At 74.7% G+C, this 26,791-nt stretch carries 24 protein-coding genes and 3 tRNA genes; 14 read left to right on the top strand and 13 right to left on the bottom strand.

What is annotated here, in order from left to right:
• Window positions 1-159: 159 nt before the first annotated feature.
• The gene (locus NR073_RS01875; protein ID WP_002858298.1) at window positions 160-585 is read right to left on the bottom strand and encodes a hypothetical protein; all 426 of its coding nucleotides are present in this window, start codon (window positions 583-585) and stop codon (window positions 160-162) included.
• 131 nt (window positions 586-716) lie between these two features.
• On the opposite strand from NR073_RS01875, the gene NR073_RS01880 reads away from it, so the two are divergent.
• Window positions 717-793 (top strand) — tRNA-Pro (locus NR073_RS01880).
• A gap of 65 nt (window positions 794-858) precedes the next feature.
• Here NR073_RS01880 and NR073_RS01885 read toward each other — a convergent pair.
• The 5 genes from NR073_RS01885 to NR073_RS01905 all read right to left on the bottom strand — a co-directional run bounded on the left by NR073_RS01885 (window position 859) and on the right by NR073_RS01905 (window position 5,124).
• The gene (locus NR073_RS01885; RefSeq protein ID WP_002858300.1) at window positions 859-1,221 is read right to left on the bottom strand and encodes a GNAT family N-acetyltransferase; all 363 of its coding nucleotides are present in this window, start codon (window positions 1,219-1,221) and stop codon (window positions 859-861) included.
• Window positions 1,222-1,279: 58 nt separating this feature from the next.
• The gene (locus tag NR073_RS01890; RefSeq protein ID WP_002858301.1) at window positions 1,280-1,777 is read right to left on the bottom strand and encodes a carboxymuconolactone decarboxylase family protein; all 498 of its coding nucleotides are present in this window, start codon (window positions 1,775-1,777) and stop codon (window positions 1,280-1,282) included.
• A gap of 92 nt (window positions 1,778-1,869) precedes the next feature.
• Window positions 1,870-3,429 (bottom strand): DUF5129 domain-containing protein, encoded by a 1,560-nt coding sequence (locus NR073_RS01895; protein WP_145032016.1) that lies wholly within the window; start codon window positions 3,427-3,429, stop codon window positions 1,870-1,872.
• 62 nt (window positions 3,430-3,491) lie between these two features.
• On the bottom strand, window positions 3,492-4,235 hold the full coding sequence (locus NR073_RS01900) for an NADPH-dependent F420 reductase (protein WP_002855101.1): 744 nt from the start codon (window positions 4,233-4,235) through the stop codon (window positions 3,492-3,494).
• Window positions 4,222-5,124 carry a fumarylacetoacetate hydrolase family protein gene (locus NR073_RS01905; RefSeq protein WP_002855103.1) on the bottom strand — a complete coding sequence of 301 codons (903 nt, stop codon included), beginning with the start codon at window positions 5,122-5,124 and terminating at the stop codon, window positions 4,222-4,224. The genes NR073_RS01900 and NR073_RS01905 overlap by 14 nt, the downstream gene beginning before the upstream one ends.
• Window positions 5,125-5,189: 65 nt before the next feature.
• On the opposite strand from NR073_RS01905, the gene NR073_RS01910 reads away from it, so the two are divergent.
• The 4 genes from NR073_RS01910 to treZ all read left to right on the top strand — a co-directional run bounded on the left by NR073_RS01910 (window position 5,190) and on the right by treZ (window position 11,280).
• Window positions 5,190-6,233: an aldo/keto reductase gene (locus NR073_RS01910; RefSeq protein ID WP_256748562.1), complete on the top strand. Its 1,044-nt coding sequence runs from the start codon at window positions 5,190-5,192 to the stop codon at window positions 6,231-6,233.
• 58 nt (window positions 6,234-6,291) lie between these two features.
• Window positions 6,292-6,750 (top strand): hypothetical protein, encoded by a 459-nt coding sequence (locus tag NR073_RS01915; RefSeq protein ID WP_020625726.1) that lies wholly within the window; start codon window positions 6,292-6,294, stop codon window positions 6,748-6,750.
• A gap of 61 nt (window positions 6,751-6,811) precedes the next feature.
• On the top strand, window positions 6,812-9,292 hold the full coding sequence (gene treY, locus NR073_RS01920) for a malto-oligosyltrehalose synthase (RefSeq protein WP_095354050.1): 2,481 nt from the start codon (window positions 6,812-6,814) through the stop codon (window positions 9,290-9,292).
• The gene (treZ, locus tag NR073_RS01925; RefSeq protein WP_095354048.1) at window positions 9,289-11,280 is read left to right on the top strand and encodes a malto-oligosyltrehalose trehalohydrolase; all 1,992 of its coding nucleotides are present in this window, start codon (window positions 9,289-9,291) and stop codon (window positions 11,278-11,280) included. The genes treY and treZ overlap by 4 nt, the downstream gene beginning before the upstream one ends.
• Window positions 11,281-11,293: 13 nt before the next feature.
• Here the strand turns inward: treZ and NR073_RS01930 are convergent, their stop codons facing one another.
• A complete protein-coding gene (locus NR073_RS01930; RefSeq protein WP_041103091.1) occupies window positions 11,294-12,595 on the bottom strand; it encodes a DUF4032 domain-containing protein in 1,302 nt (433 codons plus the stop codon).
• A 107-nt stretch (window positions 12,596-12,702) separates the two neighbouring features.
• On the opposite strand from NR073_RS01930, the gene NR073_RS01935 reads away from it, so the two are divergent.
• The 5 genes from NR073_RS01935 to NR073_RS01955 all read left to right on the top strand — a co-directional run bounded on the left by NR073_RS01935 (window position 12,703) and on the right by NR073_RS01955 (window position 17,856).
• Window positions 12,703-13,575 (top strand): thioredoxin domain-containing protein, encoded by an 873-nt coding sequence (locus NR073_RS01935; protein ID WP_036315925.1) that lies wholly within the window; start codon window positions 12,703-12,705, stop codon window positions 13,573-13,575.
• 119 nt (window positions 13,576-13,694) lie between these two features.
• Window positions 13,695-13,771: transfer RNA gene (locus NR073_RS01940), tRNA-Thr, on the top strand.
• A 276-nt stretch (window positions 13,772-14,047) separates the two neighbouring features.
• Entirely contained in the window at window positions 14,048-15,499 is a 1,452-nt protein-coding gene (locus tag NR073_RS11310; RefSeq protein WP_225348292.1) for a S8 family peptidase, read from the top strand.
• A 200-nt stretch (window positions 15,500-15,699) separates the two neighbouring features.
• Window positions 15,700-15,773, top strand: a tRNA-Val gene (locus NR073_RS01950).
• A gap of 166 nt (window positions 15,774-15,939) precedes the next feature.
• Entirely contained in the window at window positions 15,940-17,856 is a 1,917-nt protein-coding gene (locus NR073_RS01955) for a threonine/serine exporter ThrE family protein (protein ID WP_041103089.1), read from the top strand.
• A gap of 13 nt (window positions 17,857-17,869) precedes the next feature.
• On the opposite strand, the gene NR073_RS01960 is transcribed toward NR073_RS01955, so the two are convergent.
• Entirely contained in the window at window positions 17,870-18,547 is a 678-nt protein-coding gene (locus NR073_RS01960; protein ID WP_041103087.1) for a uracil-DNA glycosylase, read from the bottom strand.
• A 36-nt stretch (window positions 18,548-18,583) separates the two neighbouring features.
• Here NR073_RS01960 and NR073_RS01965 point away from each other — a divergent pair, with 36 nt between their 5' ends.
• The 3 genes from NR073_RS01965 (at window position 18,584) to groL (ending at window position 21,876) form a co-directional block, all read left to right on the top strand.
• Entirely contained in the window at window positions 18,584-18,928 is a 345-nt protein-coding gene (locus NR073_RS01965; RefSeq protein WP_230278137.1) for a DUF3263 domain-containing protein, read from the top strand.
• A gap of 3 nt (window positions 18,929-18,931) precedes the next feature.
• Window positions 18,932-19,924, top strand: coding sequence for a LytR C-terminal domain-containing protein (locus NR073_RS01970; protein ID WP_041103085.1), 993 nt, complete (start codon window positions 18,932-18,934; stop codon window positions 19,922-19,924).
• Window positions 19,925-20,244: 320 nt separating this feature from the next.
• On the top strand, window positions 20,245-21,876 hold the full coding sequence (groL, locus tag NR073_RS01975; RefSeq protein ID WP_041103083.1) for a chaperonin GroEL: 1,632 nt from the start codon (window positions 20,245-20,247) through the stop codon (window positions 21,874-21,876).
• A 110-nt stretch (window positions 21,877-21,986) separates the two neighbouring features.
• Here the strand turns inward: groL and NR073_RS01980 are convergent, their stop codons facing one another.
• From NR073_RS01980 to NR073_RS02000, 5 genes are all read right to left on the bottom strand, one after another.
• Window positions 21,987-22,919 (bottom strand): DUF4031 domain-containing protein, encoded by a 933-nt coding sequence (locus NR073_RS01980; protein ID WP_041103081.1) that lies wholly within the window; start codon window positions 22,917-22,919, stop codon window positions 21,987-21,989.
• A 68-nt stretch (window positions 22,920-22,987) separates the two neighbouring features.
• Window positions 22,988-23,278, bottom strand: coding sequence for a WXG100 family type VII secretion target (locus NR073_RS01985; RefSeq protein WP_010079419.1), 291 nt, complete (start codon window positions 23,276-23,278; stop codon window positions 22,988-22,990).
• A 55-nt stretch (window positions 23,279-23,333) separates the two neighbouring features.
• Window positions 23,334-25,139, bottom strand: coding sequence for a HAMP domain-containing sensor histidine kinase (locus NR073_RS01990; protein WP_041103078.1), 1,806 nt, complete (start codon window positions 25,137-25,139; stop codon window positions 23,334-23,336).
• Between the two features lies 1 nt (window position 25,140).
• A complete protein-coding gene (locus NR073_RS01995) occupies window positions 25,141-25,851 on the bottom strand; it encodes a response regulator transcription factor (protein WP_041103075.1) in 711 nt (236 codons plus the stop codon).
• A gap of 78 nt (window positions 25,852-25,929) precedes the next feature.
• Window positions 25,930-26,193, bottom strand: coding sequence for a hypothetical protein (locus tag NR073_RS02000; RefSeq protein ID WP_041103073.1), 264 nt, complete (start codon window positions 26,191-26,193; stop codon window positions 25,930-25,932).
• 211 nt (window positions 26,194-26,404) lie between these two features.
• On the opposite strand from NR073_RS02000, the gene NR073_RS02005 reads away from it, so the two are divergent.
• Entirely contained in the window at window positions 26,405-26,788 is a 384-nt protein-coding gene (locus NR073_RS02005) for a cold-shock protein (protein WP_020628350.1), read from the top strand.
• The last annotated feature ends 3 nt before the right edge of the window (window positions 26,789-26,791 follow it).

Here is a 26,791-nt window from a genome sequence, read left to right on the forward strand (position 1 = left end):
GAGGTTGTGGGAGAGTAGGTCGCCGCCGGACATTCTTTGAGGGAGGGCCTCGCACTGTTCGTGCGAGGCCCTTCCCGCATTCCCGGGAGGATTCACCGGGCGGCCCCGTGCGATGAGCACGGGGCTTTCTGCGTTTCCGGGTGCATGCGCCCGCGGCGCTCAGAGCTCCTCGCCGGCCCGCAGTCGTGCCGTGAGCGCGCGGGTGAGTCGGCGGCGCAGCCGGCCGTGCTCCGTGCCCTGCTCCAGAAGGCGCGCGTGCACGGCATCGGCATGGGCCGGCTTGTCCGAGTCGGGGAGTGCGAGGAAGTCGCGTAGCAGCGGCTCCAAGCGCCCGGTGAGGGCGAGCACGAGCTCCTGGGTCTCCAGGGGTCGTATGCGCTGCAGGCGAGTCCAGGCCGGCGCGTACTCGGCGGCGTGCTCGACCATCTCCCACGCGAGGGCCCAGCTGTCCGGGCGCAGTCGGTGCCGCTCGGCGCGCAACAGCTGTCGCAGGGCCGCCACGGCCTCCTCGAGCTCGGCGGCCGTGGCGCCGTCGTCGTCGGGGGAGGGGCTCGCGGAGGGACGCGGGAACGGCCACCAGCTCATGCCGGCCTCTCTCGGATTCGCGGGGTGCGCAGAGGTCTCACGCGTGAGATTCTGCCCCGCATCTCGGTTTGGCAGCACCCGGTGTGGCTGGTATAGTCGGTCTCTGTTGGATTCAGGTCTGAGACCTCCAACGGGGTGTGGCGCAGCTTGGTAGCGCGCGTCGTTCGGGACGACGAGGCCGCAGGTTCAAATCCTGTCACCCCGACCAGAAAGAGCCCCCGCCGGATCGGCGGGGGCTCTTCTCGTCTCCGGGTGCTCACCGGGTGCGGTGCGTCAGTCCTGGCGGGACTCCAGGAACTGCAGATGCTCGGGGCCCGCCGGGTCCACGTCGCCGGCCACGTCGTCGTGTTCGTTCACCCAGTCCTTCACGTACGGGCACACGGGGACGATCCGGCGTCCCGCGGCCACGGTGTCCTTCAGCGCTTCGCGCACGAGGGTGGAGGCCAGGCCCCGGCCCTCGTACCCGTGGTCGACCTTGGTGTGCGGGAAGATCCGCTGGGTCGGGCCGTCGCCGGTGTCGTCGTCGATCGCCACCGTGTAGCCGGCCACCGTGCCCGCCTCGTCGACGACGATCTCGTACCTCTCCGCGTTCTTGCGGACCTGCGGGTGCTCCAGGCTGGGGGTCTGCTCGGTCATGGTCGGTCCTCTCGTTCCTGGGTGGACCCCGCCGCCGGGCCGGCGACGGGGAAGGGGGTCAGCCGTCCCGGCGCCGCACGGGGTGATGGGACAGGATCGAGATGCGGTTCGTCAGGTTCATCACGATCGCGACCCACTGCACGGCCGCGTACTGGGCGTCCGTGAGCACAGCGGCCGTGGAGGCCTGCACGTAGTTCAGCTGCTCCTGCTCGGGGAGGTCCGTGACCGCCTCGGCGAGCTCGAGCGCGGCGCGTTCCTGCTCTGAGTACACAGCCCCGGCCTCACGCCACGCCGGCAGCAGCCCGAGGCGCTGCACGCTCAGACCGGCGTCGGCGCCCTGGCGGGTGTGCCGGTCCAGACAGAACACGCAGCCGTTGAGCTGGGAGACCCGGAGGTTCACGAGTTCCACGAGCTGCCGGTCCAGCCCGGCCTGCTCGGCGGCGCCGCGCGCGGCCGAGGCCAGCGGCCCGACCGCGTGCCATGCCTCGGGCACGGCCTTGTCGAGGAAGAACGCGAGGGGGTCCTGGCGGGGTGCGGGGGTGTCAGCGGCGGTCATGGTCCTTCAATGTCTCGCAGAACGGGGCGATGGGCCAGGGGCCGGGTGCCGGTCCCGGGCGAGCTTCCGGCTCAGATCCGGCCCCGATCGGCTCAGAATCGGCCGGACGAGCCCGCCCCGGAGAACGAGCCGGCTGAGGATCCGTAGCCGGTCCCGGAGGAGCTGGACTGCGCCTGGCGATGGTCCTGGACGGACCGCTCGCCGGCCTGGTGGCCCGTGGTGAAGGCCACCACCGTCCAGTAGGCATCCGTGGGCAGCGCGGAGTCCAGGATCGAGCCGCGCGCGGACCGGGCCGGGCCACGGTGCGTGCGCAGCTCGTCGCGCAGCAGCTCACGCTCGGCCTCGTCCTTGCCGAACGCCGCCACCTCGGCGTCGGCGAGTGCGGAGACCAGCCCGGTCAGGCGACGCCGCAGCGCATCCAGCTCGTCCAGCGCTGCGGCCGGGGTCAGGCGCTCGTCCTGCAGGTCCGCGCCCAGCGCCTCGAGCCGGCCCTGGGCCTCGGCGCGGAAGGACTCCAGCGCGGCGACGGCGGACCGGACGGGTCCGGCGGAGCCGACGGAGGAGGCCAGCGTGCCGACGGCGTCCAGGTCGGCCCGCAGCGGGGCGGTCTGCTGGTCCCACGCCGACGGCCACCCCGGGTGGCGGTTGAGGAAGGTGTTCGCCGCGGCCACGGCGTCGTCGAGGCGGTCGAGCTCACGGGCGCGGTCCCGGACGTCCTCCGCGGCCCGGGCGTGCTCCGTGCGATGCAGGCTGCGCTCCGGCAGGGCCTCGAGGCGGTCCAGTTCCGCCGACGCGTCGAGCGCCTGGCGCCGGAAGCCGCGGAAGCGCTCCATCAGCGCGGCCGCGTGGGGCGAGTCCTCAGGCACCGTGGACGCGTTCACCTCGGTGGCGTCCATCTCCAGGGTCACGGAGGTCAGGTGGGTGCGGGCCTCGGTCAGCAGGTCGGCCGTCCGGCGGCGGCGACGCCGTCGGCTCGCGAGCACCGCGGCCGCGGCGCCGCCGCCCGCCACACCGACGATCCCCGCGCCGAACCACAGCTCGGGAGCCTGCCACCAGGGGCGCCCGATCAGCTCGGCGGCGGCGTCCGTCACCTCCACGACCGTGTCCGTCCACCGGGCCGCACGGGCTGCCTCGTGGCCGGCCTCGCGCACATCCCGCAGCTGGTCCGTGCTGAGCATCCGGTCCTCGCCCACGTACACCCCGATCAACCGGTTGTCCGGGTCGAGGGCCACGATCACGAGGCCGTCAGCCCACTTCTGGCCGTCCGCGCTGAGCCAGTCCGGGTGCTCGGCGCGAGCCCGCTCGAGCACCCGCCCGTTGAACGCCTGAGACGCGCGGTCGTCGTCCAGCGCGGACAGGTCCGGGCCGCGCTCGGTGACCACGGCGACGCGGGTCGGCTCCCGGAACTCGATCCCCGCCAGGTCACGGCGCAGCTGGGCGGGGTCGATCACGCCCGCGTCATCCACGAGCTCCACCCGGTCCCAGGCCACGGCGTGGGCCTGCGGCGCGGCGGCCACGACGGCGCTCGTCACCCCCGCCGTGACCGGCAGGGCGACGACGGTGGCGGCCGCCGCCGGCCCGGTGAGGGCGGCGGCGGACAGGGCGACCGCGGTGAGAGTGCGGCGGGCGGTGCGGTGCGTCGGACGGGTCACGGGGGCCTCCTGGACGGGTCGGCGGTCCCGCCCAGCGTAGGCACCGCAGGGCCGGTGTCGCCTCAGCCGGTGGGCGCGTCGGCGAGCAGCGCGGCGAGCCGGCCGGCGTCGTGCGCGGTGCCGAACCCCGCCGCCCCCGGCTCGAGGACGCCGGCCCGGTCGAGGCCCGTGTAGGGGACCGCGTCGAAGCCCATCGCGGTGACGAGGGCGATCACCGTGTCGCGCGCGGCGGCGACCGCGGCCGGGTCGGCCGTCGCATCGGCCGGCTCGGTGCCCACCGCGAGGGCGCGGCGCGGGGCCGTGGCACGCCCGGCATCTCCGAGGTCGTGATGCGAGATCTCCGAGAACGCGCGCACGACGGGCACGCGCAGCCCCGCGGCGGCCCAGCGCTCGGCGATCCGGGTGGTGCCCGGCGCGGCGTCGTCGTCGAGCCACGCCGGGACCGGCTCGTCCCCCCAGGTGTTCGTCAGGTCCACCACGGCGCGCGTGGCCGGCCCGGCGAGGGCGAGCGGGTCGACGTCGTCGAGCGCCTCGCGCGGCACGGCCACGACGACGAGCTCCGCCTCCGCCGCCAGGTCCTCGGCCGACACGGCGACGGCCTCGGGCGCGTAGATCGTCAGGTGGCGCTGGACCGCCGCGGGGCGCCGCGTGCCCGCGACCATCACCCGCGGGGCGGCCGTGCCCGGGGAGAGGCGGGGGATGCGCGCGATCGCCCGTGCCAGCGCGGTGCCCGCCCGGCCCGCACCGAGGATGCCGACGACGCGGGGCAGGGCATGCGCCGGTGCCGCCGCCTCAGACGAGCTCATTGCGCTGGCGTCCCAGCCCGGTGATCTCCACCTCGACGACGTCGTCGGGACGCAGCCACGGGCGGCGGCCCTCGGCGTCCCGGCGGGCCAGGGCAACCCCCGCGGGCGTGCCGGTCAGGATCAGGTCACCCGGGTTCAGGGTGATCAGCTGCGAGGCGTAGGAGACCAGCTCGGCGGGGGAGAAGACGACGTCGGCGACCCGGTCCTCCTGACGCAGCTCGCCGTTGACGTGCGTGAGGACGCGCGCATCCGCCGGGAACTCGTCCGGGGTGACCAGCCACGGACCCACGGGCGTCGAGGCCTCCCACACCTTGCCCTGCAGCCACTCGGAGGTGCGGCCCTGGAAGCCGCGCATGGAGATGTCGTTGGCCACCGCGTATCCCGCGATGTGCTCCGGGGCGTCCTCGACGGCGATGCGTCGGCCCGGCTCCCCGACCACGATGCACAGCTCGCCCTCGTAGTCGACCCGGTGGTCCTCCTCGGGCACCTCGATCGGGTCCAGCGCACCCGTGAGGGACTGCGGGAACTTCGCGAACAGCGTCGGATGCTCAGGGCGCTCCAGGCCCGTCTCGTCGATGTGGTTCGTGTAGTTCAGGCCCACGCAGAACACCTTGGTGGGGAAGGGCACGAGCGTGTCGTAGACGAGGCCGGAGGTGTCCAGCAGGAGGGACCGGTCGGCCTGCGCCGCGCGGAGGGCCCCCTCCACCATCTCCCGCTGCTCCTCCGGCGTGGCGGTGAGGTACTCGCCGACGTCGCGACAGTCCGGCAGGGCGACGGCGCGCACGGCGACCTCGGGGTCCTCGGGGTGCACGGAGGTGATGACCGCGGCGAACGTGGCGCCGGGGTAGGCGGCGTCGGAGTCGGGCTGGCGGAACGTGGCGAGCTTCATGGACCCATCCCATCACAGGGCGGCGGGTCCGGACCCGGGGCGGGCGGACGTGAGACGGTGAGGCCATGAGCACAGCCCCCACGCATCCGCCGCTCGACCTCGACCCGACTCCGGCCACCCCGATCGTGCTCGGGACCATGGCCTGGGGATCCGTTCCTCCGCCGCCCCCGGACGCCGATCCGGGGGCGGGGCCGGAGGGGCCTGCGGGTGACGCGCAGGTCGAGGCGGCCGTGGAGCGCGCCCGCCGCGCCCTGCGCGCCGGGATCGAGGCCGGCGTCGACCTGCTGGACACCGCGGACATCTACGGGGCCGGCCGCTCCGAGGAGACCGTCGGCCGGCTGCTGCACGAGCTGCCCTACGAGGAGCGCTCCGCCCTGAAGGTGCAGACCAAGTGCGGGATCGTCCTGCACGAGACGGACCCGGCCGGGCGGCGCCTGACCCGCTACGACTCCTCGCCCGAGCACGTGCGCGCCTCGCTGGAGGGCTCGCTCGCCCGCCTCGGCGAGCAGCGCGTGGACACCCTGATCATCCACCGGCCCGACGTCCTCACGCCCGTGGCCGACACCGTGCGCGCCTTCCTCGACGCGCGGGAGGCGGGCCTGGTCGGCAAGCTGGGCGTCTCCAACCTCGGCGTGGGCCGCGTCCTCGAGTTCCAGCGCGAGCTCGAGAGCCAGGCGGCGGACGGGACCGGGCTGGCGTGCGTCCAGGTCGAGCTCGGCCTGCACCACCGCACCCTCGTGGAGGCGGTCGTGCTCGCCAACCACCCGGACGCCCCCGCGGACGCCGACGCCGGGCGCCTCGGCCCGGTGTGCGCCGCCGAGGGGATCGAGCTGCAGGCCTGGGGTCCGCTGGGGCAGGGCCGGTTCAGCTCCGGCGACGACGGCGCGGCCGGCGTCGTCGGCGAGGTCGCGGCGGAGCTGGGCGTCAGCCGGGAGGCCGTGGTGCTCGCCTGGCTGCTGCGCCTGCCGTGGGGCGTGCGGCCCGTGATCGGCACCCAGGACCCGGAGCGCGTCGCCGCGTGCGCCGAGGCGGCCTCCGTGGCCGAGGCGATGGACTCCGCGCAGTGGCACCGCCTGTGGACCGCGGCGCGGGGCCGGCCGCTGCCTTGACGAGGCGCGACCGGCCGCGTGCCCTCCCGCCGGAGTGAGGCCTGTGTCACACTGGGACATGGACTTTGCGAACGTCGACCTCGTGACCCCCTGGATCCTCTACTGGCTGGCCTCACTGACCCTCGTGGTCGGCGGCACGCTCGTGGTCGTCGGCCTGTGGCGTGCCCGGCGGCACCGGCGCTTCGCCGCGACCCACGGCCGCAACCCGGAGATCGGACTCCTCGAGGACACCCGCACCCAGCGCGGGGTCGGGGCTGTCGCGCTCGCGGCCGCCGTCGCCCTCGGCGCGACGGGCGCCGTCCTGCACGTCCAGGGTCTGGACGCGTTCCGCGGCAACCTCGAGGCGAAGTACGGCTACACCGCGGTGGACCGCATCCGCCAGTCCGGCCCCGGCTTCGTGGCCGATCTGACCCAGGCCGACGGCACCGTGCTGCGCGACGAGATGGTCCTGCTGGAGTCCTCGGGCGAGCCCGTCGTCGGGGAGGACATCTTCGCCCGTCCGGTCGAGACGCGTTGACCTTCCCGCCCCGGCCCGTCGGGCCTGATGCCGCGTCGGGGGCCTCTGTTAGCGTCGCCGCGTGAGCACCTCGACCGTCCGTTCCGCCCCCGCGTCCACCTACCGGCTCCAGGTCAGCCCGGATCTGCCGCTGGAGTCCGTGGCCGGGCTCGTGCCCTATCTGCGGCGCCTGGGCGTGGACTGGCTCTACCTCTCGCCGCTGCTCGAGGCCGAGCCCGGCTCCGACCACGGGTACGACGTCGTGGACCCCACCCGGCTGGACGCCGCCCGCGGCGGGGCCGAGGGGCTGGACATGGTCGCGCGCGCCGCGCACGAGGCGGGCATGGGCGTGCTCGTGGACATCGTGCCGAACCACGTGGGCGTGGCCACGCCCCAGGCCAATCCGGCGTGGTGGGACGTGCTCACCCACGGTCCCGAGGCGGCGCATGCGGCGTGGTTCGACGTGGACTGGGCGGCCGGCGGCGGGTCCCTGCTCATCCCCGTGCTGGGAGACGGCCCTGACGGGGACGCGGACGCGGAACTGGACCGTCTCGTCGTCGACGCCGAGGGCGGCCGTCTGCGCTACTGGGACAACGTCTACCCCCTCGCCCCCGGATCGCTCGAGGCGGCCGAGGCGGAGACCGGGCTGCGCGCCGCGGAGGTCTTCGCGGCGGCGGACCCGGCGAAGGAGCCGACCGCGGAGCAGGTCCGCCTGGCCCGCGCCGTGCACGAGCGCCAGCACTACCGGCTGGTCGGCTGGCGCCGCGGCGACGCCGAGCTGAACTACCGCCGGTTCTTCACCGTCACCACGCTCGCGGGCGTCCGGGTGGAGGAGCCCGAGGTCTTCGACGCCGTCCATGCCGAACCCGCCCGCTGGGTCCGCGAAGGGCTCGTGGACGGGCTGCGCGTGGACCACCCGGACGGCCTGGCGGACCCGGCCGGCTACGCGCGACGCCTGCGCTCCCACGTGCTCCCGGAGGGCTACCTCGTGGTGGAGAAGATCCTCGAGCCCGGTGAGGCGCTGCCCGCGGACTGGCCCGTGGACGGGACCACCGGCTACGACGCGCTCGGCGAGGTCGAACGCGTCTTCATGCACCCCGACGCCGCGGGCGATGAGGCCGAGGACGCGCGCCGTCGTCGGGAGTGGGACGAGGCCGTGGTGCGGGCCAAGCACGACGTGGCCACCGGCTCCCTCGCGGCCGAGACCGCCCGGCTGGTCCGGGAGGTCCGCGCCGTGCACGCCCTCGGTGCCCACCCGGACGAGGACGTGGCCGCCGCGTTCGCCGCCGTGCTCGCCCGCCTGCCCGTGTACCGCACCTACCTGCCCGTGGGCCTGGCCGTGCTCGAGGGCGCGCTGGCGGACGCGGCCGCGGCGGAGCCGGCCCTCGCCGACGTGCTCGGCGACCTGCGGCCCGAGCTGACCGACCCGGACTCGCCCGTGGCCCGCCGGTTCCAGCAGACCTCCGGCATGGTGATGGCCAAGGGCGTCGAGGACCGGTCCTTCTACCGGTACACCCGGTGGGCCAATCTGAACGAGGTCGGCGGAGACCCCTCCCACGTCGCCCTGTCCCTGGCCGACTTCCACGCCGCCCAGCAGGCGCGCCAGGCCGCCTGGCCGACGGCCATGACCACCCTGAGCACCCACGACACCAAGCGCGGCGAGGACGTGCGCGCCCGCATCGCCGTGCTCGCCGAGGAGCCCGACCGCTGGGCCGCCGAGCTCGCGGAGCTGAGGCGCCTCCACCCGCTCGGCCACCCCGACGCGGAGCGGCTGCTCTGGGAGTCCATCGTGGGGGTCTGGCCCACGGACGGCACCACGCCGGAGGAGGAGCGGATCCTCGGCTTCCTGCAGAAGGCCTCCCGCGAGGCGGCCCTGGCCACCACCTGGACGGACCAGGACCCCGAGTTCGAGGCCCGGCTCGCCGCACTCGCCGCCGCCGTCACCTCCCCCGAGGGGCCTGCCCGGGGCGTGCTCCAGGCCGTCGCGGACCGCATCGCCGAGCCCGGCCTGGTGGTCCAGCTCGGCCACAAGCTCGTCCAGCTCGCCGCCCCCGGCGTCCCCGACGTCTACCAGGGCACGGAGGTGCCCTTCCCCACCCTCGTGGACCCGGACAACCGCCGCCCCGTGGACTTCGCGGCCCGGGCCGACCTGCTGGACCGCCTCGACGCCGGCCACACGCCCGGCCTCGACGACCCCGCCGCCGCCAAGCTGGCCGTCGTGGCCGGCGTGCTGCGCGCCCGCCGCGACCGGCCCGAGCTGTTCACCGGCCACCGCCCGCTCGACGTCTCCGGCCCCGCCGCCGAACACGCGATCGCGTTCGACCGGGGCGGGGCGCTCGCCGTGGCCACGCGCTGGCCCGTCCGCCTCGCGGCCGCGGGTGGCTGGGGCCAGACCGTCGTGACCGTGCCGGCTGGGCGGTGGGAGGACGCCGTCACCGGCCACCCCGTCCACCCGGACGCGCGCGGCGCCGTGCGCCTCGACGAACTGCTCAGCACCCTGCCCGTCGCGCTGCTCGTCCCGGCGCACGCCCCGTCCGACCGCCGAGAGAGGACCGCCCCGTGACCGAGCCCCGTCCGGCCGACGCCCCCGCCCCGGGCCTGCACCCGATCGGCTCCGACCCCGTGGACCCCGCCGCGGCCGAGCGGGCCGCCGTCGACGCCGCGCGCGCCATCCCCTACGCCGTCTGGGCGCCGCACGCCGAGAGCGTCGACCTCGTCCTCGTCGACACCGAGCCCGGCGCCCTGCACGACGCCGAGGACCGCTGGCCCGTCGCCGCCGTCGTGGCCATGGCCCCCGCCGCCGGAGGCTGGTGGACGCCCACGGAGGACCCGCTGGCCGCCCTTGGCCTCGACGCCGCCCAGCCGCCGGCCGACCCCGGCTACGGCTACCGCGTGGACGGGGCGGACCCCGTGCCGGACCCCCGCTCCCGCCGCCAGCCCGACACGGTCCACGGGCCCTCCCGCCGCGACGTCGCCGGCCGCGTCTTCGCGTGGCCGGACGAGGGCTGGGCCGGGCCGCCCGGGGTGGAGTCCGATCCGGCCGCGCCCCAGGGCGGCGGCCTGCGCGGCGCCGTCCTCTACGAGCTGCACGTGGGGACCTTCACGGCGGAGGGGACCCTCGACGCCGCCATCGCCCGCCTGCCGCACCTGAGGGACCTCGGGGTCACCCACGTCGAGCTGCTGCCCGTGAACTCCTTCTCCGGCCCTCGGAACTGGGGCTACGACGGGGTGGCGTGGTTCGCCGTCGACGAGTCCTACGGCGGCCCCGCCGCCTACCGCCGCTTCGTGGCCGCCGCCCACGCCGCCGGCCTCGGCGTGGTCCAGGACGTCGTGCACAACCACCTGGGCCCCTCCGGCAACTACCTGCAGGTGTTCGGGCCGTATCTGGGTCAGGGCGGCACCGGCTGGGGCGACGGCCTGAACCTGGACGGCGCCGACTCGGACGAGGTGCGCCGGCTCGTCCTGGACAACGTCCGCTTCTGGCTCGAGGAGATGCGCGTGGACGGGCTGCGCCTCGACGCGGTGCACGCCCTGCGGGACGCCCGCGCCGTGCACCTGCTCGAGGAGATGGCCGCGCTCGCGGACGGGATCGCGGCCCGTGCCGGCCGACCCGTGCCCCTCGTGGCCGAGTCCGACCTCAACGACCCGCGTCTGGTGCTGCCCCGCGAGGCCGGCGGGCTCGGCCTCGCCGCGGCCTGGAACGACGACGTCCACCACGCCCTGCACGTGGCCGCGACGGGGGAGACCCACGGCTACTACGCGGACTTCGCCCCGCTGGAGGCGGTGGCCAAGGTCATGGAGCGCACCTACTTCCACGACGGCACCCGATCCACCTTCCGCGGCCGCGACCACGGGCGCCCCGTGCCGGACGCCCTCCCCAACCATGCGTGGGTGGCCAGCATCCAGAACCATGACCAGGTGGGCAACCGCGCCGGCGGCGACCGCACCGCGGCCGCCCTGTCCGAGGGCGCGCTCGCGGCCGAGGCCGCCCTGCTGCTGACCGGCCCGCACGTGCCGATGCTCTTCATGGGGGAGGAGTTCGCGGCCTCGACGCCGTGGCCGTTCTTCACCTCGTTCCGCGAGCCCGAGCTCGGGGACGCCGTCCGGCAGGGACGTCGCCGCGAGTTCGCTGCCCACGGCTGGGACCCGGCCGACGTCCCCGACCCGCAGGACTCCGCCACGCGGGACGCGGCGGTGCTGGACTGGGCGGAGGCCGCGGGCGGCGCGGACGGCCACGGCCGCGGGGCGCGCGTGCTCGCCGCCTACCGCACCCTGATCGGCCTGCGCCGCACGCTGCCCCAGCTCACCGACCCTCGCCGCGACCGCGTCCGGGCCGAGGTGGACGCGGCCCGGCGCCACGTGCGCCTCACCCGCGCCGGCGAGGACGCCGACGTCATCCTGCTCGTCGCCCTCGGCGCGGAGCCGCTGCCCGTGCCCGCGGGCCTGACGCGGGCCGAGCTCCTCGCCGGCCACGGCGACGACGGCCCCCTCGGCCCCGGCGCGGTGCCGGCGGCGGTCCCGGCCCCCGGCTTCCTGCTCCTGCGCCGCTGAGCCGCGGCCGGCGTCAGTCCGCGTCCGCGGGTGGGACGGCGCGCAGCATGGTGGTCGTGGGGTGCAGCGCCACCGCGTCCTCGTCGCGGCGGGTCCGCAGCACCGTGTCCACGTAGGAGTCCACCGCCTCCTGCAGGGGCACGGCCTGGCCGCGGGCCTCGGAGAGGTACCAGCGGTGCTCGAGGAGCTGGTGCATCACCTCGGCGGGCTCGAGCTTGGCCCGCAGCTCGAGGGGCACCGAGTGGACCACGGGGTCGAACACCTCCACCACCCAGCGGTGCGCCGCGCTCTCGATGTCCATGTACGGGTCCCACTCCCGGCGGGCGGCCTCGATGTCGACGAGCAGCCGCCGGGCCTGGTTCTCCTGGACTTCGAGTCCCGTGAGGCGGGTCAGCCGACGGCGGTGGTAGCCCGCGTGGATCTCGACGGGCCGGGCGATCATCATCCCGGGGGCGTCGGCGGCGCGCAGTGAGTACTCGGCCAGCTCGAACCCGAGCTCCTGCAGGCGGCGGACGCGGCGGTCCAGGCGCCACGGCTCGGCGCGGGGGAACAGCAGAGGCTCGGTCAGCTCGTCCCACAGCCGTCGGTAGGACGCCACGAGCAGGTCCGGCGTGGTGACGGGGTCCACCTCCGGGTCCAGCAGCCCGCTGGCCTGCAGGTCCAGCAGCTCGCCGCCCACGTTCACGGCGGCCACGTCCAGGTCGTGCTCGCGCTGGCCGTTGGACAGCCGCTCCCGCAGCTCGCCGGTCTCGGCGTCCACCAGGTGAGCGGCGAACCCGCCCGCGTCCCGCCGGAACAGGACGTTGGACAGGGAGACGTCACCCCAGATGAACCCCTCGAGGTGCAGTTCCACGAGCAGCGTCGCCAGCGCGTCCATGAGCCGCACGAGGGTGCGGCGCTCGAGGCGCTCCGAGAACACGGCGCGGTACGGCAGGGAGAAGCGCAGGTGCCGGGTGACGAGGGCGGCGGGCAGCGGCGTGCCGTCGTCGTGGGTGCGCCCGGTGACCACGGCCACCGGCACCACCGACGGCGCGGGGCCCCGCTCGAGCCGGCGCAGCAGCCGGTACTCGTGGAACGCGAGCTCCTCCGTGGTCTCCTTCACCGCCACGATGCCCCCGCCCATGCGGGCGAAGCGCACCACGTGACGGGAGATGCCCCGCGGCAGAGCCGCCAGCACCTCACGCGGCCACGTCTCGAGGGGGAGCGCCCAGGGCAGGGCGAGCAGCGACGTCGCCGGGTCCTCGGAGGCGTCCCCCGAGGGGGCCCCCGTGATGGTCAGTCGATCGACGGGGGAGGGGGTCTCGACGGTGTCCATGGTCACGATCCTTCCAGACAGGGCCGCTATGCTCGCCTGGCGCGGCGCGCCCGCTGCCCGCCGGCTCCGGTGCTCGACCCGGACCGACTGCCCCACGAGGAGGACCCTTGGCCCGGAACACGTCAGGCTCGCACACCTCGGCGAAGGACGCCCGTGCGCGTGCCCGCCAGATCCAGGAGGAGCAGCGCAGGAAGGACCGCCGCCGCCGCACCGGCGTCATCTGGGGCTCGGTCCTCGCGGCGGTGCTCGTGATCGGCCTCGTCGTCGCGTTCGTGCTCAACCGCAACGGCGACGACGCCGCGGCCGCCGGCCCCATCCCCGCCGTGACGAACGAGCAGGGCGGCATCGAGTTGACCTCGGCCACGGGCCTGGCGGAGGGCGCGGGAGAACGCGAGGTCGACCCCTCGAGGATCGAGGTGCCGAAGCAGTCCGCGAGCTCCCAGCCCGAGACCCTGCCGGACACCGAGGCCCGGGCGGACGGCGAGCCGACGCGGATCGTGCTCTACGCGGACTTCAACTGCGTGCACTGCGCGGACTTCGAGACCTCCAACGCGGACCAGATCGAGCAGTGGCTCGAACAGGGCGAGGCCACGGTCGAGTACCGGATGGTGGACTACCTGAGCGCCCCGAACAACCAGAACTACTCGGCCCGCGCCGCCAACGCCGCGTACTGCGTGGCGGACCAGAAGCCCGAGGCCTACAACGGCTTCGTGGCCGCCCTGTTCGCCACCTACGACGAGCACCAGGGCAAGGGCCTGGACAACGCGGCGATCACGCAGCTCGCGCAGGAGCACGGCGCGGACATCGCCTCCTGCGTCGAGGACGGCACGTTCCGCTCCGCGGTCGAGCACACCACCCGCCAGGCGCGCGTCGCCGGCGTGGCCGGCACCCCCACCGTGTTCGTGGACGGGAAGAACTGGGCCCTCGACGGCGAGGACAAGACCTTCGCCGATTGGGCGGGCGCCAAGATCGCCGGCTGACCCGGCTGACCCGTCGCCGAGGTCCGCGGGGCGTCCCCACGCAGGGGGCGCCCCGCGCCGTCCGCCCGGGCCTTGTACGCTGGAAGGGCCGGCCGCGGCGCCCCGGGCGCCGGCCGCAGGCCTCCTTAGCTCAGCTGGCCAGAGCAGCTGCCTTGTAAACAGCAGGTCGCCGGTTCGAATCCGGCAGGGGGCTCCACCCCACCGCGGGCCCGACGGCGCCGCGCACCTCCGCCGGGAGGGCGCGGCGCCGTCGTCGTGTCCGGCGCGGGCCGACGCTGGGGCGCCGCTGTGCGCGCCCGTGGCCATCCGCCGGGCTTGGCTGGCGGATCCGCCAGAGATGCCTCGACCATCCGCCAGACTTCGACCCTGGGCCTCGTCGTGACGGAATCGTGACCTTACCGTGATCCCAGTCACCCCGGCCCGAGCCCCTCGGGCACCCGCGTCCGGTGGCCCAGAACTCCGAGGAGATCCCGTGCAGTCCTCCCCACTCCGCAGCACCCGCCGCCGCATCGGCGCCCTCGTGGCCGGCGCCGTCCTCGCCGGCGGGACCCTGACCTCGTCCCCCGCGCTCGCGGCCCCCTCCGGCGACGCCCCCGCCGCACCGGCAGCCACCCCGACCGCCGCCTCGCCCCTGGCGGCGGCGCAGGTCGAGGACCCGAACGCCGACGGCTACGACTCCTTCATCGTCACCTACAAGGAGACCGCCGCCACCGCCCACGCGAAGGGCCGAGCCAACGCCTGGGGCAAGGCCGCGAAGGAGGCCGGCGTCTCCGTGAAGGAGCTGCGTGAGACCGCGCTCGGCTCCCGCGTGGTCAAGGCGGACCGCAAGCTGGATCAGGCCGAGTCCGCGAAGTTCATGGCCGACCTGAAGGCCTCCGGGGCGGTCGAGGCTGTGGAGCCGGACGCCATCCTCACCGCCACCGGCCTGAGTCCCGTGGACGCCCTCTACTCGCAGCAGTGGGGCTTCACCGGCACCCACGGCATGCGGGTCCCCGGGGCGTGGGACCGCACGACGGGCTCCGGTGCGACCGTGGCCGTCATCGACACCGGCATCACCTCCCACCCGGACCTCGACCGCAACGTCGTGCCCGGCTACGACTTCATCTCCGACGGCAGGGCGGCGCGCGACGGCGGGGGCCGCGACTCCAACCCGCGCGACGAGGGCGACTGGTACGCCGCCGGCGAGTGCGGCACCGCCGGTGCCTCCGACTCCTCGTGGCACGGCACCCACGTGGCGGGCACCGTCGCGGCCGTGGCCGACTCCCAGGGTGTCGTCGGCGTGGCCCCGAACGCGAAGATCCAGCCCATCCGCGTGCTCGGCAAGTGCGGCGGTTCGCTGTCCGACATCGCCGACGCGGTCGTGTGGGCCGCCGGCGGCACCGTGGCGGGCGTGCCGGCCAACCCGAACCCGGCGGACGTCATCAACATGTCCCTCGGCGGCTCCGGCACGTGCGGCACCACCTACCAGAACGCGATCAACGCGGCCGTCTCCCGCGGCGTGCCCGTCGTCGTGGCGGCGGGCAACGAGAACCAGCCCGCCGCCAACGTGCGCCCGGCCAACTGCCGGAACACCATCGTGGTGGCCGCCTCCACCTCGCAGGGCGCCCGCGCCTCGTTCTCGAACTACGGCTCCGCCGTGGACGTGACCGCCCCGGGCGCGAACATCATCTCGACCGTGAACAACGGCGCCACCACCCCGACGACGGCCGGCCACGCCGCCTACAACGGCACCTCGATGGCCACCCCGCACGTCGCGGGCCTGGCCGCCCTGCTGCTGGCCGAGCGGCCGAGCCTCACCCCGGCCCAGGTCGAGTCCACCCTCAGGTCCACGGCCCGGTCCATGCCCGTGTCCTGCTCCGCGGGCTGCGGCGCCGGCCTGGCGGACGCCGCCAGGGCGGTCTCCTCCCTCGGTGGCAGCTCCTGACCGGAGCCCGCCCCGGGCGCCGGGACCTCGTTGGTCGCCCAGGGCGGTTTCGAGCCCGGCGCCACGCTGACCGACGCCTGACGTGCTCGTCGGCTCTCGATGGCCGCTCCGCCGTGCGCGGGGTGGCCGTCGCCCGGGTGGACAGGCGGCGCCGCCTGAGGTATCGTTCTTCGAGTTGTCACCCCCATGGGGCGACGCCCGGATCTTTAGCTCAGTTGGTTAGAGCGTTCGCTTCACACGCGAGAGGTCGCTGGTTCGAGTCCAGTAAGATCCACCGCAGCAGGGCCCTCCTCCGGGAGGGCCCTTTCGCGTCCCCGGGCCGCGGTGCCGACGGCCCCGGCGGGGGAGGTGCCGGCGTGGTTGGATGGACGCGTCGGCGGGGCTCGGCCCACCGCCGTGGCGCGTCCAGCGCCCGCACACGGAAGGAGAGGGTGAGCCGCATGGAGCAGGAGGGCACCCAGGAGCCGGCGCGGTTCGACCCCCGCATCGCGGAGCCCCCGGCCGTCCCCACGCTCATCCCCGTGCTGCGCCCGGCCGGCGCCGAGGACGCCGCCGCTGTCGGCGACCTCACGCTCGACCCGGAGGACCCCGGCCTGCTCGACCTCGACCCGGCGGAGTCGGCCCACCCGGCCGCGGTCGCCGTCGAGCCGACGGAGCCGCTGCCGCCCGTGGTCCGCCCCGCCGCCGCCGATCCGGTCTCGGCGCCGGAGCCGCAGCCGGAGGAATCGGCCGAGCCGGAGGCGGAGACGCTGCCGGAGCCGGCCGCGGACGCGCCCCTGACCGAGCCGCCGCTGTCCGAGCAGGTGCCCACCTCCGTCCTGGCGCCCGCGGAGGCCGACGGCGCCCTGCCCGCCCCGGATGTGATCCCCGAGCCGGACATCACCGTCCCGGACCCGGTGGTCCCCGCGGGTCCGCCCGAGAAGCGCGGGCGTCGGCGCGGCCGGCGCTCCCGCGAGGTCTTCGTCGAGAACCTGCCGACGCAGGCGCTCGTGCTGGCCGACCGCCTGCACTCCTCGCCGTACGGGCGCCGCATGCGCTCCACGCTGCAGCAGCGCCGCGCGGAGGCGCAGGCCCTTGAGGCCCGCACGACCCTGGACTTCGCGCTCAAGCTGGGCGAGACGATGTTCAGCTTCGGCGCGGCCTCGCTGGACGTGGAGACCTCGATCATCGTGGCCACGCAGGCCTACGGGATCCTCGAGACCGAGGTGGACCTGACCAACCAGTCCATCTCCCTGAACTACGCGCCCGACTCCTCACGCGGCGAGGCCCCGTTCACCCTCCAGCGGGTGGTCCGCTCGTCCTCGGTGAACTTCGAGGGGCTCGTGGCCGTCCACCGGCTCGTCGAGGAGATCGCCGCGGGCGAGGTGGACCGGGCCGAGGCCCAGCGCCGGCTCGTGGAGATCCGGCATCAGCCCAAGCCGTTCCCCGCCGTCTTCGAGGTCCTCTTCTCCGGCGTGTTCGTGGCCTGCTTCGTGCCGTTCATCGGCGGGACCTGGACGGGCGCGGCCCTGGGCATGGTCTCCACCTGGCTGGTCTTCTGGCTCAAGGTCCAGGCGGACAAGGCGCGCTTCCCGGAGATCTTCTCCACGATGTTCGGGGCGATCACGGCCACGGTGATCGCGCTGATGGCCCACGCCCTCGACCTGCCGGTCAACCCGGCGCTGGTGATCGCCGGCGGCATCATGATGCTCCTGCCCACGGCGAGGTTCGTCACCGCGGTGCAGGACGCCATCCACGGCTTCCCGGTGACCGCCGCGGGCCGCTTCCTCTCCGCGCTGCTCGTGTTCGCCGGGGTGATGGCCGGGATCATGATCGCCGTGGGCATCGGGGATCTCGTGGGATTCGAACAGCTGGACCTGGCCGAGGCGGGGACGCTGAGCTATCCGCCGCTGCTGCTGCTGGGCCTCGTGATGGCCGCGGGCATGGCGGACGCGGTGGTGGAGCAGTCGCGGTGGCCGCAAATCCTGGCCTGCGGTCTCGTGTCCGGGGCCGGCTTCGGCGCGTACCTGGCAGCGCAGCAGATCGGGGTCAGTGACCGGCTGGTGCCCGCGGTCGCCGCGGCGGCGGTCGGGTTCCTCGGCCGCCTGGTGGCCCAGCGGCTCGCGGCCCCGGCGCTCGTGATCGTCCTGCCGTCCATGCTGTTCCTGCTTCCCGGACTCACCATGTTCCGGTCCGTCTACGGGTTCACCGTGGAGACCGGGGCCACGCTGCTGGGCGTCGAGGGACTGTTCAACGCCGCGGTCATCGTCGTGGCGATCGCGGCCGGCGTCGCCTTCGGCAACACCCTGGCCAAGCCGATCACCGACCGGATGGGCACGCTGCTGCCCACCGAACTCGTGATGCACCAGCGCGGCTGACCGGCGGCCCGGCTCAGTCGGGCAGGCGCCAGTCCACCGGGGCCGCGCCGGCCGCCTCGAGGAGCCGGTTCACCCGGCTGAACGGCCGGGAGCCGAAGAACCCGCGGTGGGCGCTCAGGGGCGAGGGATGCGGGGACTCCACGACGCCGGCCCCCGCCGCCGTCAGCAGCGGCGCCATGCGCCGCGCGTCGGCTCCCCACAGCAGCCCCACGAGCGGGGTGCCGCGCGCGCAGAGGGCCCGCACCGCGGCCTCCGTGATCTGCTCCCAGCCGAGGCCGCGGTGGCTGCCGGGTGCGCCGGCCCGCACGCTGAGGGCGCGGTTCAGCAGCAGCACGCCCTGGTCCGTCCACGCGGAGAGGTCGCCGTGGGCGGGCGGGGTGATGCCGAGGTCGTCGTGCAGCTCCCGGTGGATGTTGGCCAGGGAGCGGGGCAGCGGCCGCACGTGGCGGTCCACCGCGAAGCTCAGGCCGATCGGATGGCCCGGCGTCGGGTAGGGGTCCTGGCCCAGCACGAGGACGCGGACGTCCGCGAACGGCTGACGGAACGCCCGCAGGATGTGCTCCGGTGCCGGCAGCACCTGCTCTCCGGCCGCCCGGCGGACCCGCAGCCGCTCTCCGACCTGCTCGAACGCGGCGGCCTGCGGGGCGAGGGCCGCCTCCCAGCCCGGATCCAGGGGCGCGATGAACTCCATGCCCCGAGGGTAGACCGGGTGGGTACAGTGGCCGCCATGTCCCACCCCACGCCCGTCTCGCCCGATCCGGCCCCGGACGAGGGTGCCCGCGCGGGGGCGCGGCGGGACGAGCTGACGGACCTGGAGCGTGCGGTCCTGGACCTGGAGGCCGACACCTGGCGGTACGGCGGGGCCAAGGACCACGCCGTCCGTGAGCGTCTGGGGCTGTCTCCGACCGCCTATTATCAGGTGTTGAACGGACTGCTGGACCGTGAGGCCGCCCTGGCCTACCGACCCCTGCTGGTCACGCGGCTGCTGCGCAAGCGCGGCACCCGCAGCCGGGCCCGGAGGGGACCCGCGGATCCGGCGCCGTCCACGCCCGCTTCCCGCCAGGAGAACTGACCCATGGCCTACCAGCCCGACCGCTTCGACGAGGTCCCCGAGTACACGGACCAGCGCGGCGCGCACCGCGAGTCCTTCGCCGCCGCCGGCGCGACCGCCACGGGCGGGGGTCGCCGCCTGAGCCCGCTGCTCTGGGTGGCCGGCCTCGTCCTGCTCGCCGGCCTGTTCGTGGGCGTCGTCCTGCCGTGGCTCACCGGTGACCGCTCGGAGCCCGTCGCCGCCGAGAGCTCGACGACGGCCCCGGCGGCCGAGACGTCGACGTCGGCGTCGGCGTCGGCGTCGTCCGAGTCCTCCTCGGCGTCCTCCGCGTCGGCGTCGACTGCACCCGCGACCGAGTCCCCCACCCCGTCCGAGGACGCGGCGGAGGCGTCCCGTTCCGCGGCCGCGGCCGAGTCCTCGCGGGCGGCGCAGGAGGCGGCCGCCGCCGAGGCCGCCGAGTCCTCTCGAGCCGCCGCCGAGGCCGCCGAGGCCGCCGAGTCGTCCCGTGCCGCCGCCGCGGCACAGGCGGCGGAGGCCTCGCGTTCCGAGGCCGCCGCGCAGTCCGCAGAGGCGTCTCGGTCGGCGGCGGCCGCCCAGGCGGCGGAGTCCTCGCGCGCCGCCGCGTCCCGTTCGGCCGCCCAGGCGGCGGAGTCCTCGCGCGCCGCCGCGTCCCGTTCGGCTGCCGCGGCGGACGCCTCGCGCTCGCAGTCCGCGGCCGCGTCGAGCTCTCGTGCGGCCGCGCAGTCCGCGGCCGTGCGCGGCACCCACGTCACCGTGTACAACGCGACCCGTACCCAGGGCCTCGCCGCCTCCTACGCGCAGCGGCTCACGAGCGCCGGCTACACCTCGGTGGACGCGAAGAACTGGAGCGGCTACGGCATCCAGTCCTCCACCGTCCTGTACAACGGCTCGGCCAACAAGGCCGCCGCCGAGGCGGTCGGCAAGGAGCTCGGCTTCCCGGTCATGCAGACCCCGAACCTGCAGGTGAACGGCGTCGCGGTGGTCGTCACCGGCTGACCCGCCCGCCGTGCGGCCGTGCCGGACGCGCACCCTTCCCGGCCCCCCGGCGGGGCGCCTCCCGAGGCGTTCTGCCGGGGGCCGTCCGCCGTCCGCGGAAGAGCGGGCTCCCGCACCGCGGACCCTTTGCACTCTCCCGGTGCGAGTGCTCATAATGGGGTTAGCACTCCGAAGGCGCGACTGCCAGCCGTACCCCGGTCGGTCCGGCGCCGTGGAGGAGGACCTGTCCACCGATGAGGCCCCCAGGGGCCGTCCGTCGCGGGCATCGGCGCGGGTCAGCCACCAGAAGTAGGAAGCCGACGTACAGAAAGGACCTGCACATGGCCAAGACCATCGCATTCGACGAAGAGGCCCGCCGCGGCCTGGAGAAGGGCCTGAACACCCTGGCCGACGCCGTGAAGGTGACCCTCGGCCCCCGCGGCCGCAACGTGGTGCTGGAGAAGAAGTGGGGCGCCCCCACCATCACCAACGACGGCGTCTCCATCGCCAAGGAGATCGAGCTCGAGGACCCGTACGAGAAGATCGGCGCGGAGCTCGTCAAGGAGGTCGCCAAGAAGACCGACGACGTCGCCGGCGACGGCACCACCACCGCCACCGTGCTGGCCCAGGCGCTGGTCCGCGAGGGCCTGCGCAACGTGGCCGCGGGCGCCGACCCGCTGTCCCTGAAGCGCGGCATCGAGAAGGCCGTGGAGGCCGTCACCTCTGAGCTGCTCTCCGCCTCCCGCGAGATCGAGACCAAGGACCAGATCGCGGCCACCGCCTCGATCTCCGCCGCGGACAAGCAGATCGGCTCCCTCATCGCCGAGGCCCTGGACAAGGTCGGCAAGGAGGGCGTCATCACCGTCGAGGAGTCCAACACCTTCGGCCTCGAGCTCGAGCTCACCGAGGGCATGCGCTTCGACAAGGGCTACATCTCCGGTTACTTCGTGACCGACGCGGACCGCCAGGAGGCCGTCCTCGAGGATCCCTACATCCTCATCGTCAACTCGAAGATCTCCTCCGTGAAGGACATGGTGGCGATCCTCGAGAAGGTCATGCAGTCGGGCAAGCCGCTGCTGATCATCGCCGAGGACGTCGAGGGCGAGGCCCTGGCCACCCTCGTGGTCAACAAGATCCGCGGCACCTTCAAGTCCGTGGCCGTGAAGGCCCCGGGCTTCGGTGACCGCCGCAAGGCCATGCTCGCCGACATCGCCATCCTCACCGGCGGCCAGGTCATCTCCTCCGAGGTGGGCCTGTCCCTGGAGAACGCCACCCTCGACCTGCTGGGCTCCGCCCGCAAGGTGGTCATCACCAAGGACGAGACCACCATCGTGGAGGGTGCCGGCGACGCCGAGCAGATCGCCGGCCGCGTGGCACAGATCCGCTCCGAGATCGAGAACACCGACTCGGACTACGACCGCGAGAAGCTGCAGGAGCGCCTCGCCAAGCTGGCCGGCGGCGTGGCCGTCATCAAGGCCGGCGCGGCCACCGAGGTGGAGCTCAAGGAGCGCAAGCACCGCATCGAGGACGCCGTGCGCAACGCCAAGGCCGCGGTGGAGGAGGGCATCGTCGCCGGCGGCGGCGTGGCCCTGATCCAGGCCGGCGCCAAGGCGTTCGGCGGCCTGCAGCTCGAGGGCGACGAGGCCACCGGCGCGAACATCGTCAAGGTCGCCATCGAGGCCCCGCTGAAGCAGATCGCCTTCAACGCGGGCCTGGAGCCCGGCGTCGTGGCGGACAAGGTCAAGACCCTCGACGACGGCCACGGCCTGAACGCCGCCACCGGCGAGTACGAGGACCTGCTGGCCGCCGGCATCAACGACCCGGTGAAGGTGACCCGCTCGGCCCTGCAGAACGCCGCGTCCATCGCGGGCCTGTTCCTGACCACCGAGGCCGTCGTCGCGGACAAGCCCGAGAAGGCCGCCGCCGGCGCCGAGGGCATGGACCCGATGGGCGGCATGGGCGGCATGATGTGATCAGCCGCTGAGCCGGCCCGACCCGTTCGGACGCCCAGCCTGCGAGGCCCGTCTCCCCGTCCGGGGAGGCGGGCCTCGCCGCGTTCCGGGCCAGCACCGAGGCGCCCCGCTCAGGCCGACAGCGCGGCTCGTTCCGCCGCCAGATTGCGGCGGGCGGCGGCCTCCCAGCGCGCTCGGCCGGGCGCGGTCCGATACAGCCGCTCGGCGCCCAGCAGGGCGTCCAGCACCGCGCCGCGACCGCGGGCCCAGTCCGCGTCGGACACGTGCGCGTAGTCCCGCCGCACCGCGGCCACGTAGCGGGCGTAGGCCTCGGGGGAGCGGCCGAGGACCTCGAGGTCCGCGTCCGAGAACACCGCCCCGGCCGCGTCGTGCGGGGCCGGGTCGTGGGCGGCGGTGAGCAGCACCAGGCGTGCCACCTCGTCGACGACGTCGGCCGGCACGGCCAGCCGCGGATCGGTGAGCACGTCCCGGGCCAGGGCGGCCGAGTCCGCCTCGTCCTGGCCGGCGGGCGCGGTGGGGTCCCCGGCGTAGACGGCGTCGTGGAACCACGCGGCCAGGCGGACCGCACGCGGATCCGGTCCGGTCTCCGCCCCCGCCCGCTCGAGCAGGTCCACGGACTCGAGCACCGCGAGCAGGTGGGCCGGGTCGTGGTAGTGCCGATGCGGCTCCGTCCAGCGGGCCAGCAGGTCGCGACCCGCCGTCGTCACCGCATCTGGGCTCGCCGCCGTGCCCTCGAACAGCCGCGCCCAGCGCCGGGCGAGGACCACGTCCCGCTTCTCGGCGCGGCTCCGGGCGGGCACGCGCAGCCCCGAGGCGGCGAGGCGGCGCACCAGCTCCCGTCCGCTGACGGGCACCGCCCCGCGGGCCACGAGCTCGGCACGTCGGTGCGCGGGCACGTCGTAGTGGTCCCGGTCGAAGGCCCGCTCCGAGAGCCCCGCCGCCCGCGCGAACGCGTGGAGCTCCTCGAGGGAGGCGTCGGAGACGAGGTGGGAGAACACGGTGCCGTGGGCGGGCCACGCGGGTGGGTCGATCAGGACGGTCATGCCCCCACTCTAGGAAGCGCGGACCGGGGGCGCGGCCGGCCGGCCGCACCCCGGTCCGCGCCGGGCGCTCAGAACCGGAACATCGCGGCGTTGGCGGTCTCCGCGTCCTGGTACTGGGTGGCGGCGGCGTCCATCGCGCGGCGGATGCCCGCCAGGGACTCCTCCACGCGCTGCTGGGTGGCGCGCCACTCGGTGAGCACGCCCTGGAAGTTCGCGGCCGCCTGGCCGCGCCAGGTGTCCTGCAGCTGGCGCAGGTTGGCCTCCATGGTGCTCACCTCCGCCTGGAGGCGGCCGATGGAGCCCTCCACCGCCCCGCTCTTGGCCCGCAGGTCCTCGACGTCGATCTGCACGATGCTCATGTGACTGTCCCCTCTGATGAGTGCTGATGGGCGGCGGGTGCCGCCGGGCACCACGCTAGGGACGCGCGTCGCGCCCGGCCGCCGGGTCGTCCCCGCCTGGGGACGGGGCGTCGGCCTGAGGCGCCTGTGCAGGAGCAGACACCCGGCGGCGGCGCTCGGCCGAGGCGCGACGGAACCGCTCCGCCGCCCGCAGCAGGCGGCTGCGCCGGGCGGCGTCCGCGGCGCTGGCGCCGGCTCCTGACGGCGCGGTCAGGGCGAGGGGGCCGCTGGGCGGACCGGCCGCGTCGTCGTCGGTGTCCTGCGCGGACGGGCGCTCGTCCTCGACGTCCTCGTCCGCCTCGTCCTCGAACGGCGCCCACGGCAGGTGGACGGAGAAGGTGGCGCCGCCGCCCTCGGTCTCCAGCAGCCGGACGGAGCCGCCGTGCTGGGCCACGATCGCCGCGACGATGGCCAGGCCGAGCCCCGTGCCGCCCGTCTCGCGGTGCCGGGAGGTGTCCGCGCGGTAGAACCGCTCGAAGATGCGGGCGCGGTCCTCCTCGGACACGCCCGGCCCGTGGTCACGGATCTCGATCACGGAGCTGCGGCCCGCGCCGTCCGCCCCGGCCTGGCCGCCGAGGTGGTCGACGGTGCCGACCGCGATCTCGATGGGGGTGCCGGCGGGGGTGTAGCGCAGGGCGTTGGCCATGAGGTTCACCACCACCTGGCGCATCCGGTTCTCGTCGCCGAGGATGGGCGCCGGGGCCGCCCGGTCGCCGTCGGGGCCCACGAGGGTGACCTTGCGGTCCGGGGCGTTCACGGAGGCGTCCATCATGGAGTCCATCGCGAGGATGAGCAGGTCCACCGGGGCGTGCTCGAGGGGGCGCTGCTCGTCGAGGCGGGCCAGGGTGAGCAGGTCCTCCACGAGGCGGGTCATGCGGGTGGCCTCGGACTCGATGCGCTGCATGGCGGCGGCGACGTCCTCCTCCTCGCGCAGCCCGCCGTGCCGGTACAGCTCGGAGAATCCGCGGATGGTGACCAGGGGGGTGCGCAGCTCGTGGGAGGCGTCCTGCACGAAGCGGCGCATCTTGTCCTCGGAGATCTCCTTGTCCCGGAACGCGGACTCGATGTGCGCGAGCATGGCATTGAGGGAGCGGGAGAGCCGGCCCACCTCGGTGTCGGGCGCCGCGCTCTCCACGCGCTGGCTCAGGTCGCCGGCGGCGATCTTGGCGGCGGTGCGCTCCACGCGGTTCAGGGTGCGGAACGCGCGCTGGACCGCCAGGTTGGCCACGATCACGGTGCCCGCCGTCGCGAGCAGGCCGATGGTCACGACGATCGAGGTGACGCGCTCGACGGAGGAGGTCACGCTCTGCAGGGGAAGGGCCACGGCCATGGTGCCGTCGCCGCTGCTGAGCCCGTACAGCTGCACGCGCCAGCCGCTCGAGTCCGGCTGTGTGCCGGGCACCTCGAAGGAGGCGGAGCCGCGCTCCAGGGCCTCGGCCGGGGTGATGTCCGGCAGGGCCGGCTCGTCCGCACCCGGCATCACCGGGGTCTGGACGACCCGCGCGCCCTCGTTGTCCCACACGACGCCGTAGAAGCGCAGGATGGGCAGCTGCGGCATGTAGTACTCGCCGGTCTGGGCGACGTTGGCCAGGTACATCGAGACGGTGTCCCGGTTGGCGGCCATGTCCTCGTCCAGCTGGCGCACCGCCTCCTGGCGGAACAGCACCGCGGTCGCCACGGCGGTCACGGCGACCAGGGCCAGCATGAGCGCCGCGATCATCACGACCAGCTTGGTGCGCAGGGACTGCCCCTGCCACGCGCCCCTCAGCCAGGCGCGCGGATGGCGGACGCGGGCCGCCGCGGCGTCGAGCCGCGCACGCACGTCAGCGCTTGTCCGCGGTGCGGAGCATGTAGCCGACGCCGCGCTTGGTGTGGATCATCTTCTCGCGGCCGCCGACGTCGATCTTGCGGCGCAGGTAGGAGATGTAGGACTCGACGATCGAGGCGTCCCCGTTGAAGTCGTACTCCCACACGTGGTCCAGGATCTGGGCCTTCGAGAGCACCCGGTTCGGGTTCATCATGAGGTAGCGCAGCAGCTTGAACTCGGTGGGGGAGAGCTCCACGACCTCGCCGCCGCGGCGGACCTCGTGCGCGTCGTCGTCGAGCTCGAGATCGTCCACGCGCAGCACCGCCGCGTCGTCGTCGTCGAGGGAGGCAGTGCGGCGCAGCACGGCGCGGATGCGGGCGACCACCTCGTCGAGGGAGAACGGCTTGGTCACGTAGTCGTCACCGCCGACCGTCAGGCCGGTGATCTTGTCCTCGGTGCCGTCCCGCGCGGTGAGGAACACGACGGGGAAGTGACGGCCGGCGGAGCGCAGGCGGCGGGTCACGGTGAAGCCGTCCATGTCCGGGAGCATCACGTCCAGCACGGCCAGGTCCGGCTGGAACTCCTCGGCGGCGTCCAGGGCCTCCCGGCCGTTGGCCGCGGCCGTGACCTCGAAGCCGGCGTAGCGCAGGGACGTGGAGAGCAGCTCGCGGATGTTGGGCTCGTCGTCCACCACCAGGAGGCGTGCTTCGGGGTTCTGAGGCTGCATGGGGCCCAGTCAACCGCCCCGACCTGGGAATACCCTGAAAGGGTGCTGGATGTCACGGGGCGTCGTTGGCCCGACGGCTCAGGGGCGCGAGCGCCGGACGGCGCCCAGCACCACGTGCAGCAGCATCAGGCCGAAGCCGACGGGCAGGCCGAACAGCGCGAGCGCGAACAGCGCCGGGGACGCCGGCCACGCCAGGAAGTACGCGACCAGCAGGGCCACCAGGGCCAGAGCGGACACCGCCGTCACGGCCACGCCCAGCACCAGGACGACGCCACGACCGCCCCGGTGATCGGCGGGGTCGGCGGCGGGCGCGGAGGCGGGGAGGGTGGAGGTCCGAGGCATGCCCGCCACTCTAGTCGGGCTATCCTGGGAGGTCATTGACGACCACGTCCTCCGCCGTCCCCTCCGGGCGCACGGCCAGGCTGGTCCCACCGATGCCGCGGCGCACCGCCACGCCGGTGCCGGACCCCGCCGACCCGAGACGAGAGCACGGCCGCCCCTGCGGCGCCGGCCCGACGCGGTGGACCCACATGACGAGGAGCAGGTGACGCACATGCCCACCGGGCGCATCAAGTTCTACGACTCGACCAAGGGCTTCGGGTTCGCCCAGACGGACGAGGGCGAGGAGGTCCACGTGCCCGCCTCGGCCCTGCCGGCCGGGGTGACCGAGCTGCGCGGAGGCACCCGCGTGGAGTTCGGCGTGGCCGAGGGCCGCCGCGGCAAGCAGGCGCTCTCGCTGCGCGTGCTCGACGCCGCACCCTCGGTGGTCCGCAACCACCGACCCGGCGCCACCGAGATGGCCGTCCTCATGGAGGACCTCATCACGTGGCTGGACCAGACCTCCAACGGCCTGCGCCGCGGCCGCTACCCCCAGCGCGCCCAGGCGCAGAAGATGGCGCAGGTGCTGCGCCGTGTCGCCGACGATCTGGAGGCCTGAGCC

Source organism: Micrococcus sp. Mcc28, assembly GCF_024519775.1.
Taxonomy (GTDB): Bacteria; Actinomycetota; Actinomycetes; order Actinomycetales; family Micrococcaceae; genus Micrococcus; species Micrococcus luteus.

What these genes read in the sequence shown, in the direction of transcription:
- NR073_RS01905 (WP_002855103.1), bottom strand. Translation starts at nt 5,124, where the DNA reads ATGAAGCTCGCCACGTTCCGCCAGCCCGACTCCGACGCCGCCTACCCC.
- NR073_RS01900 (WP_002855101.1), bottom strand. Translation starts at nt 4,235, where the DNA reads ATGAGCTCGTCTGAGGCGGCGGCACCGGCGCATGCCCTGCCCCGCGTC.
- NR073_RS01910 (WP_256748562.1), top strand. Translation starts at nt 5,190, where the DNA reads ATGAGCACAGCCCCCACGCATCCGCCGCTCGACCTCGACCCGACTCCG.
- NR073_RS01915 (WP_020625726.1), top strand. Translation starts at nt 6,292, where the DNA reads ATGGACTTTGCGAACGTCGACCTCGTGACCCCCTGGATCCTCTACTGG.
- NR073_RS01985 (WP_010079419.1), bottom strand. Translation starts at nt 23,278, where the DNA reads ATGAGCATCGTGCAGATCGACGTCGAGGACCTGCGGGCCAAGAGCGGG.
- NR073_RS01885 (WP_002858300.1), bottom strand. Translation starts at nt 1,221, where the DNA reads ATGACCGAGCAGACCCCCAGCCTGGAGCACCCGCAGGTCCGCAAGAAC.
- NR073_RS01890 (WP_002858301.1), bottom strand. Translation starts at nt 1,777, where the DNA reads ATGACCGCCGCTGACACCCCCGCACCCCGCCAGGACCCCCTCGCGTTC.
- NR073_RS01955 (WP_041103089.1), top strand. Translation starts at nt 15,940, where the DNA reads ATGGAGCAGGAGGGCACCCAGGAGCCGGCGCGGTTCGACCCCCGCATC.
- NR073_RS01960 (WP_041103087.1), bottom strand. Translation starts at nt 18,547, where the DNA reads ATGGAGTTCATCGCGCCCCTGGATCCGGGCTGGGAGGCGGCCCTCGCC.
- groL (WP_041103083.1), top strand. Translation starts at nt 20,245, where the DNA reads ATGGCCAAGACCATCGCATTCGACGAAGAGGCCCGCCGCGGCCTGGAG.
- NR073_RS01965 (WP_230278137.1), top strand. Translation starts at nt 18,584, where the DNA reads ATGTCCCACCCCACGCCCGTCTCGCCCGATCCGGCCCCGGACGAGGGT.
- NR073_RS01970 (WP_041103085.1), top strand. Translation starts at nt 18,932, where the DNA reads ATGGCCTACCAGCCCGACCGCTTCGACGAGGTCCCCGAGTACACGGAC.
- NR073_RS02000 (WP_041103073.1), bottom strand. Translation starts at nt 26,193, where the DNA reads ATGCCTCGGACCTCCACCCTCCCCGCCTCCGCGCCCGCCGCCGACCCC.
- NR073_RS01875 (WP_002858298.1), bottom strand. Translation starts at nt 585, where the DNA reads ATGAGCTGGTGGCCGTTCCCGCGTCCCTCCGCGAGCCCCTCCCCCGAC.
- NR073_RS02005 (WP_020628350.1), top strand. Translation starts at nt 26,405, where the DNA reads ATGCCCACCGGGCGCATCAAGTTCTACGACTCGACCAAGGGCTTCGGG.
- NR073_RS01995 (WP_041103075.1), bottom strand. Translation starts at nt 25,851, where the DNA reads ATGCAGCCTCAGAACCCCGAAGCACGCCTCCTGGTGGTGGACGACGAG.
- NR073_RS01930 (WP_041103091.1), bottom strand. Translation starts at nt 12,595, where the DNA reads ATGGACACCGTCGAGACCCCCTCCCCCGTCGATCGACTGACCATCACG.
- NR073_RS01980 (WP_041103081.1), bottom strand. Translation starts at nt 22,919, where the DNA reads ATGACCGTCCTGATCGACCCACCCGCGTGGCCCGCCCACGGCACCGTG.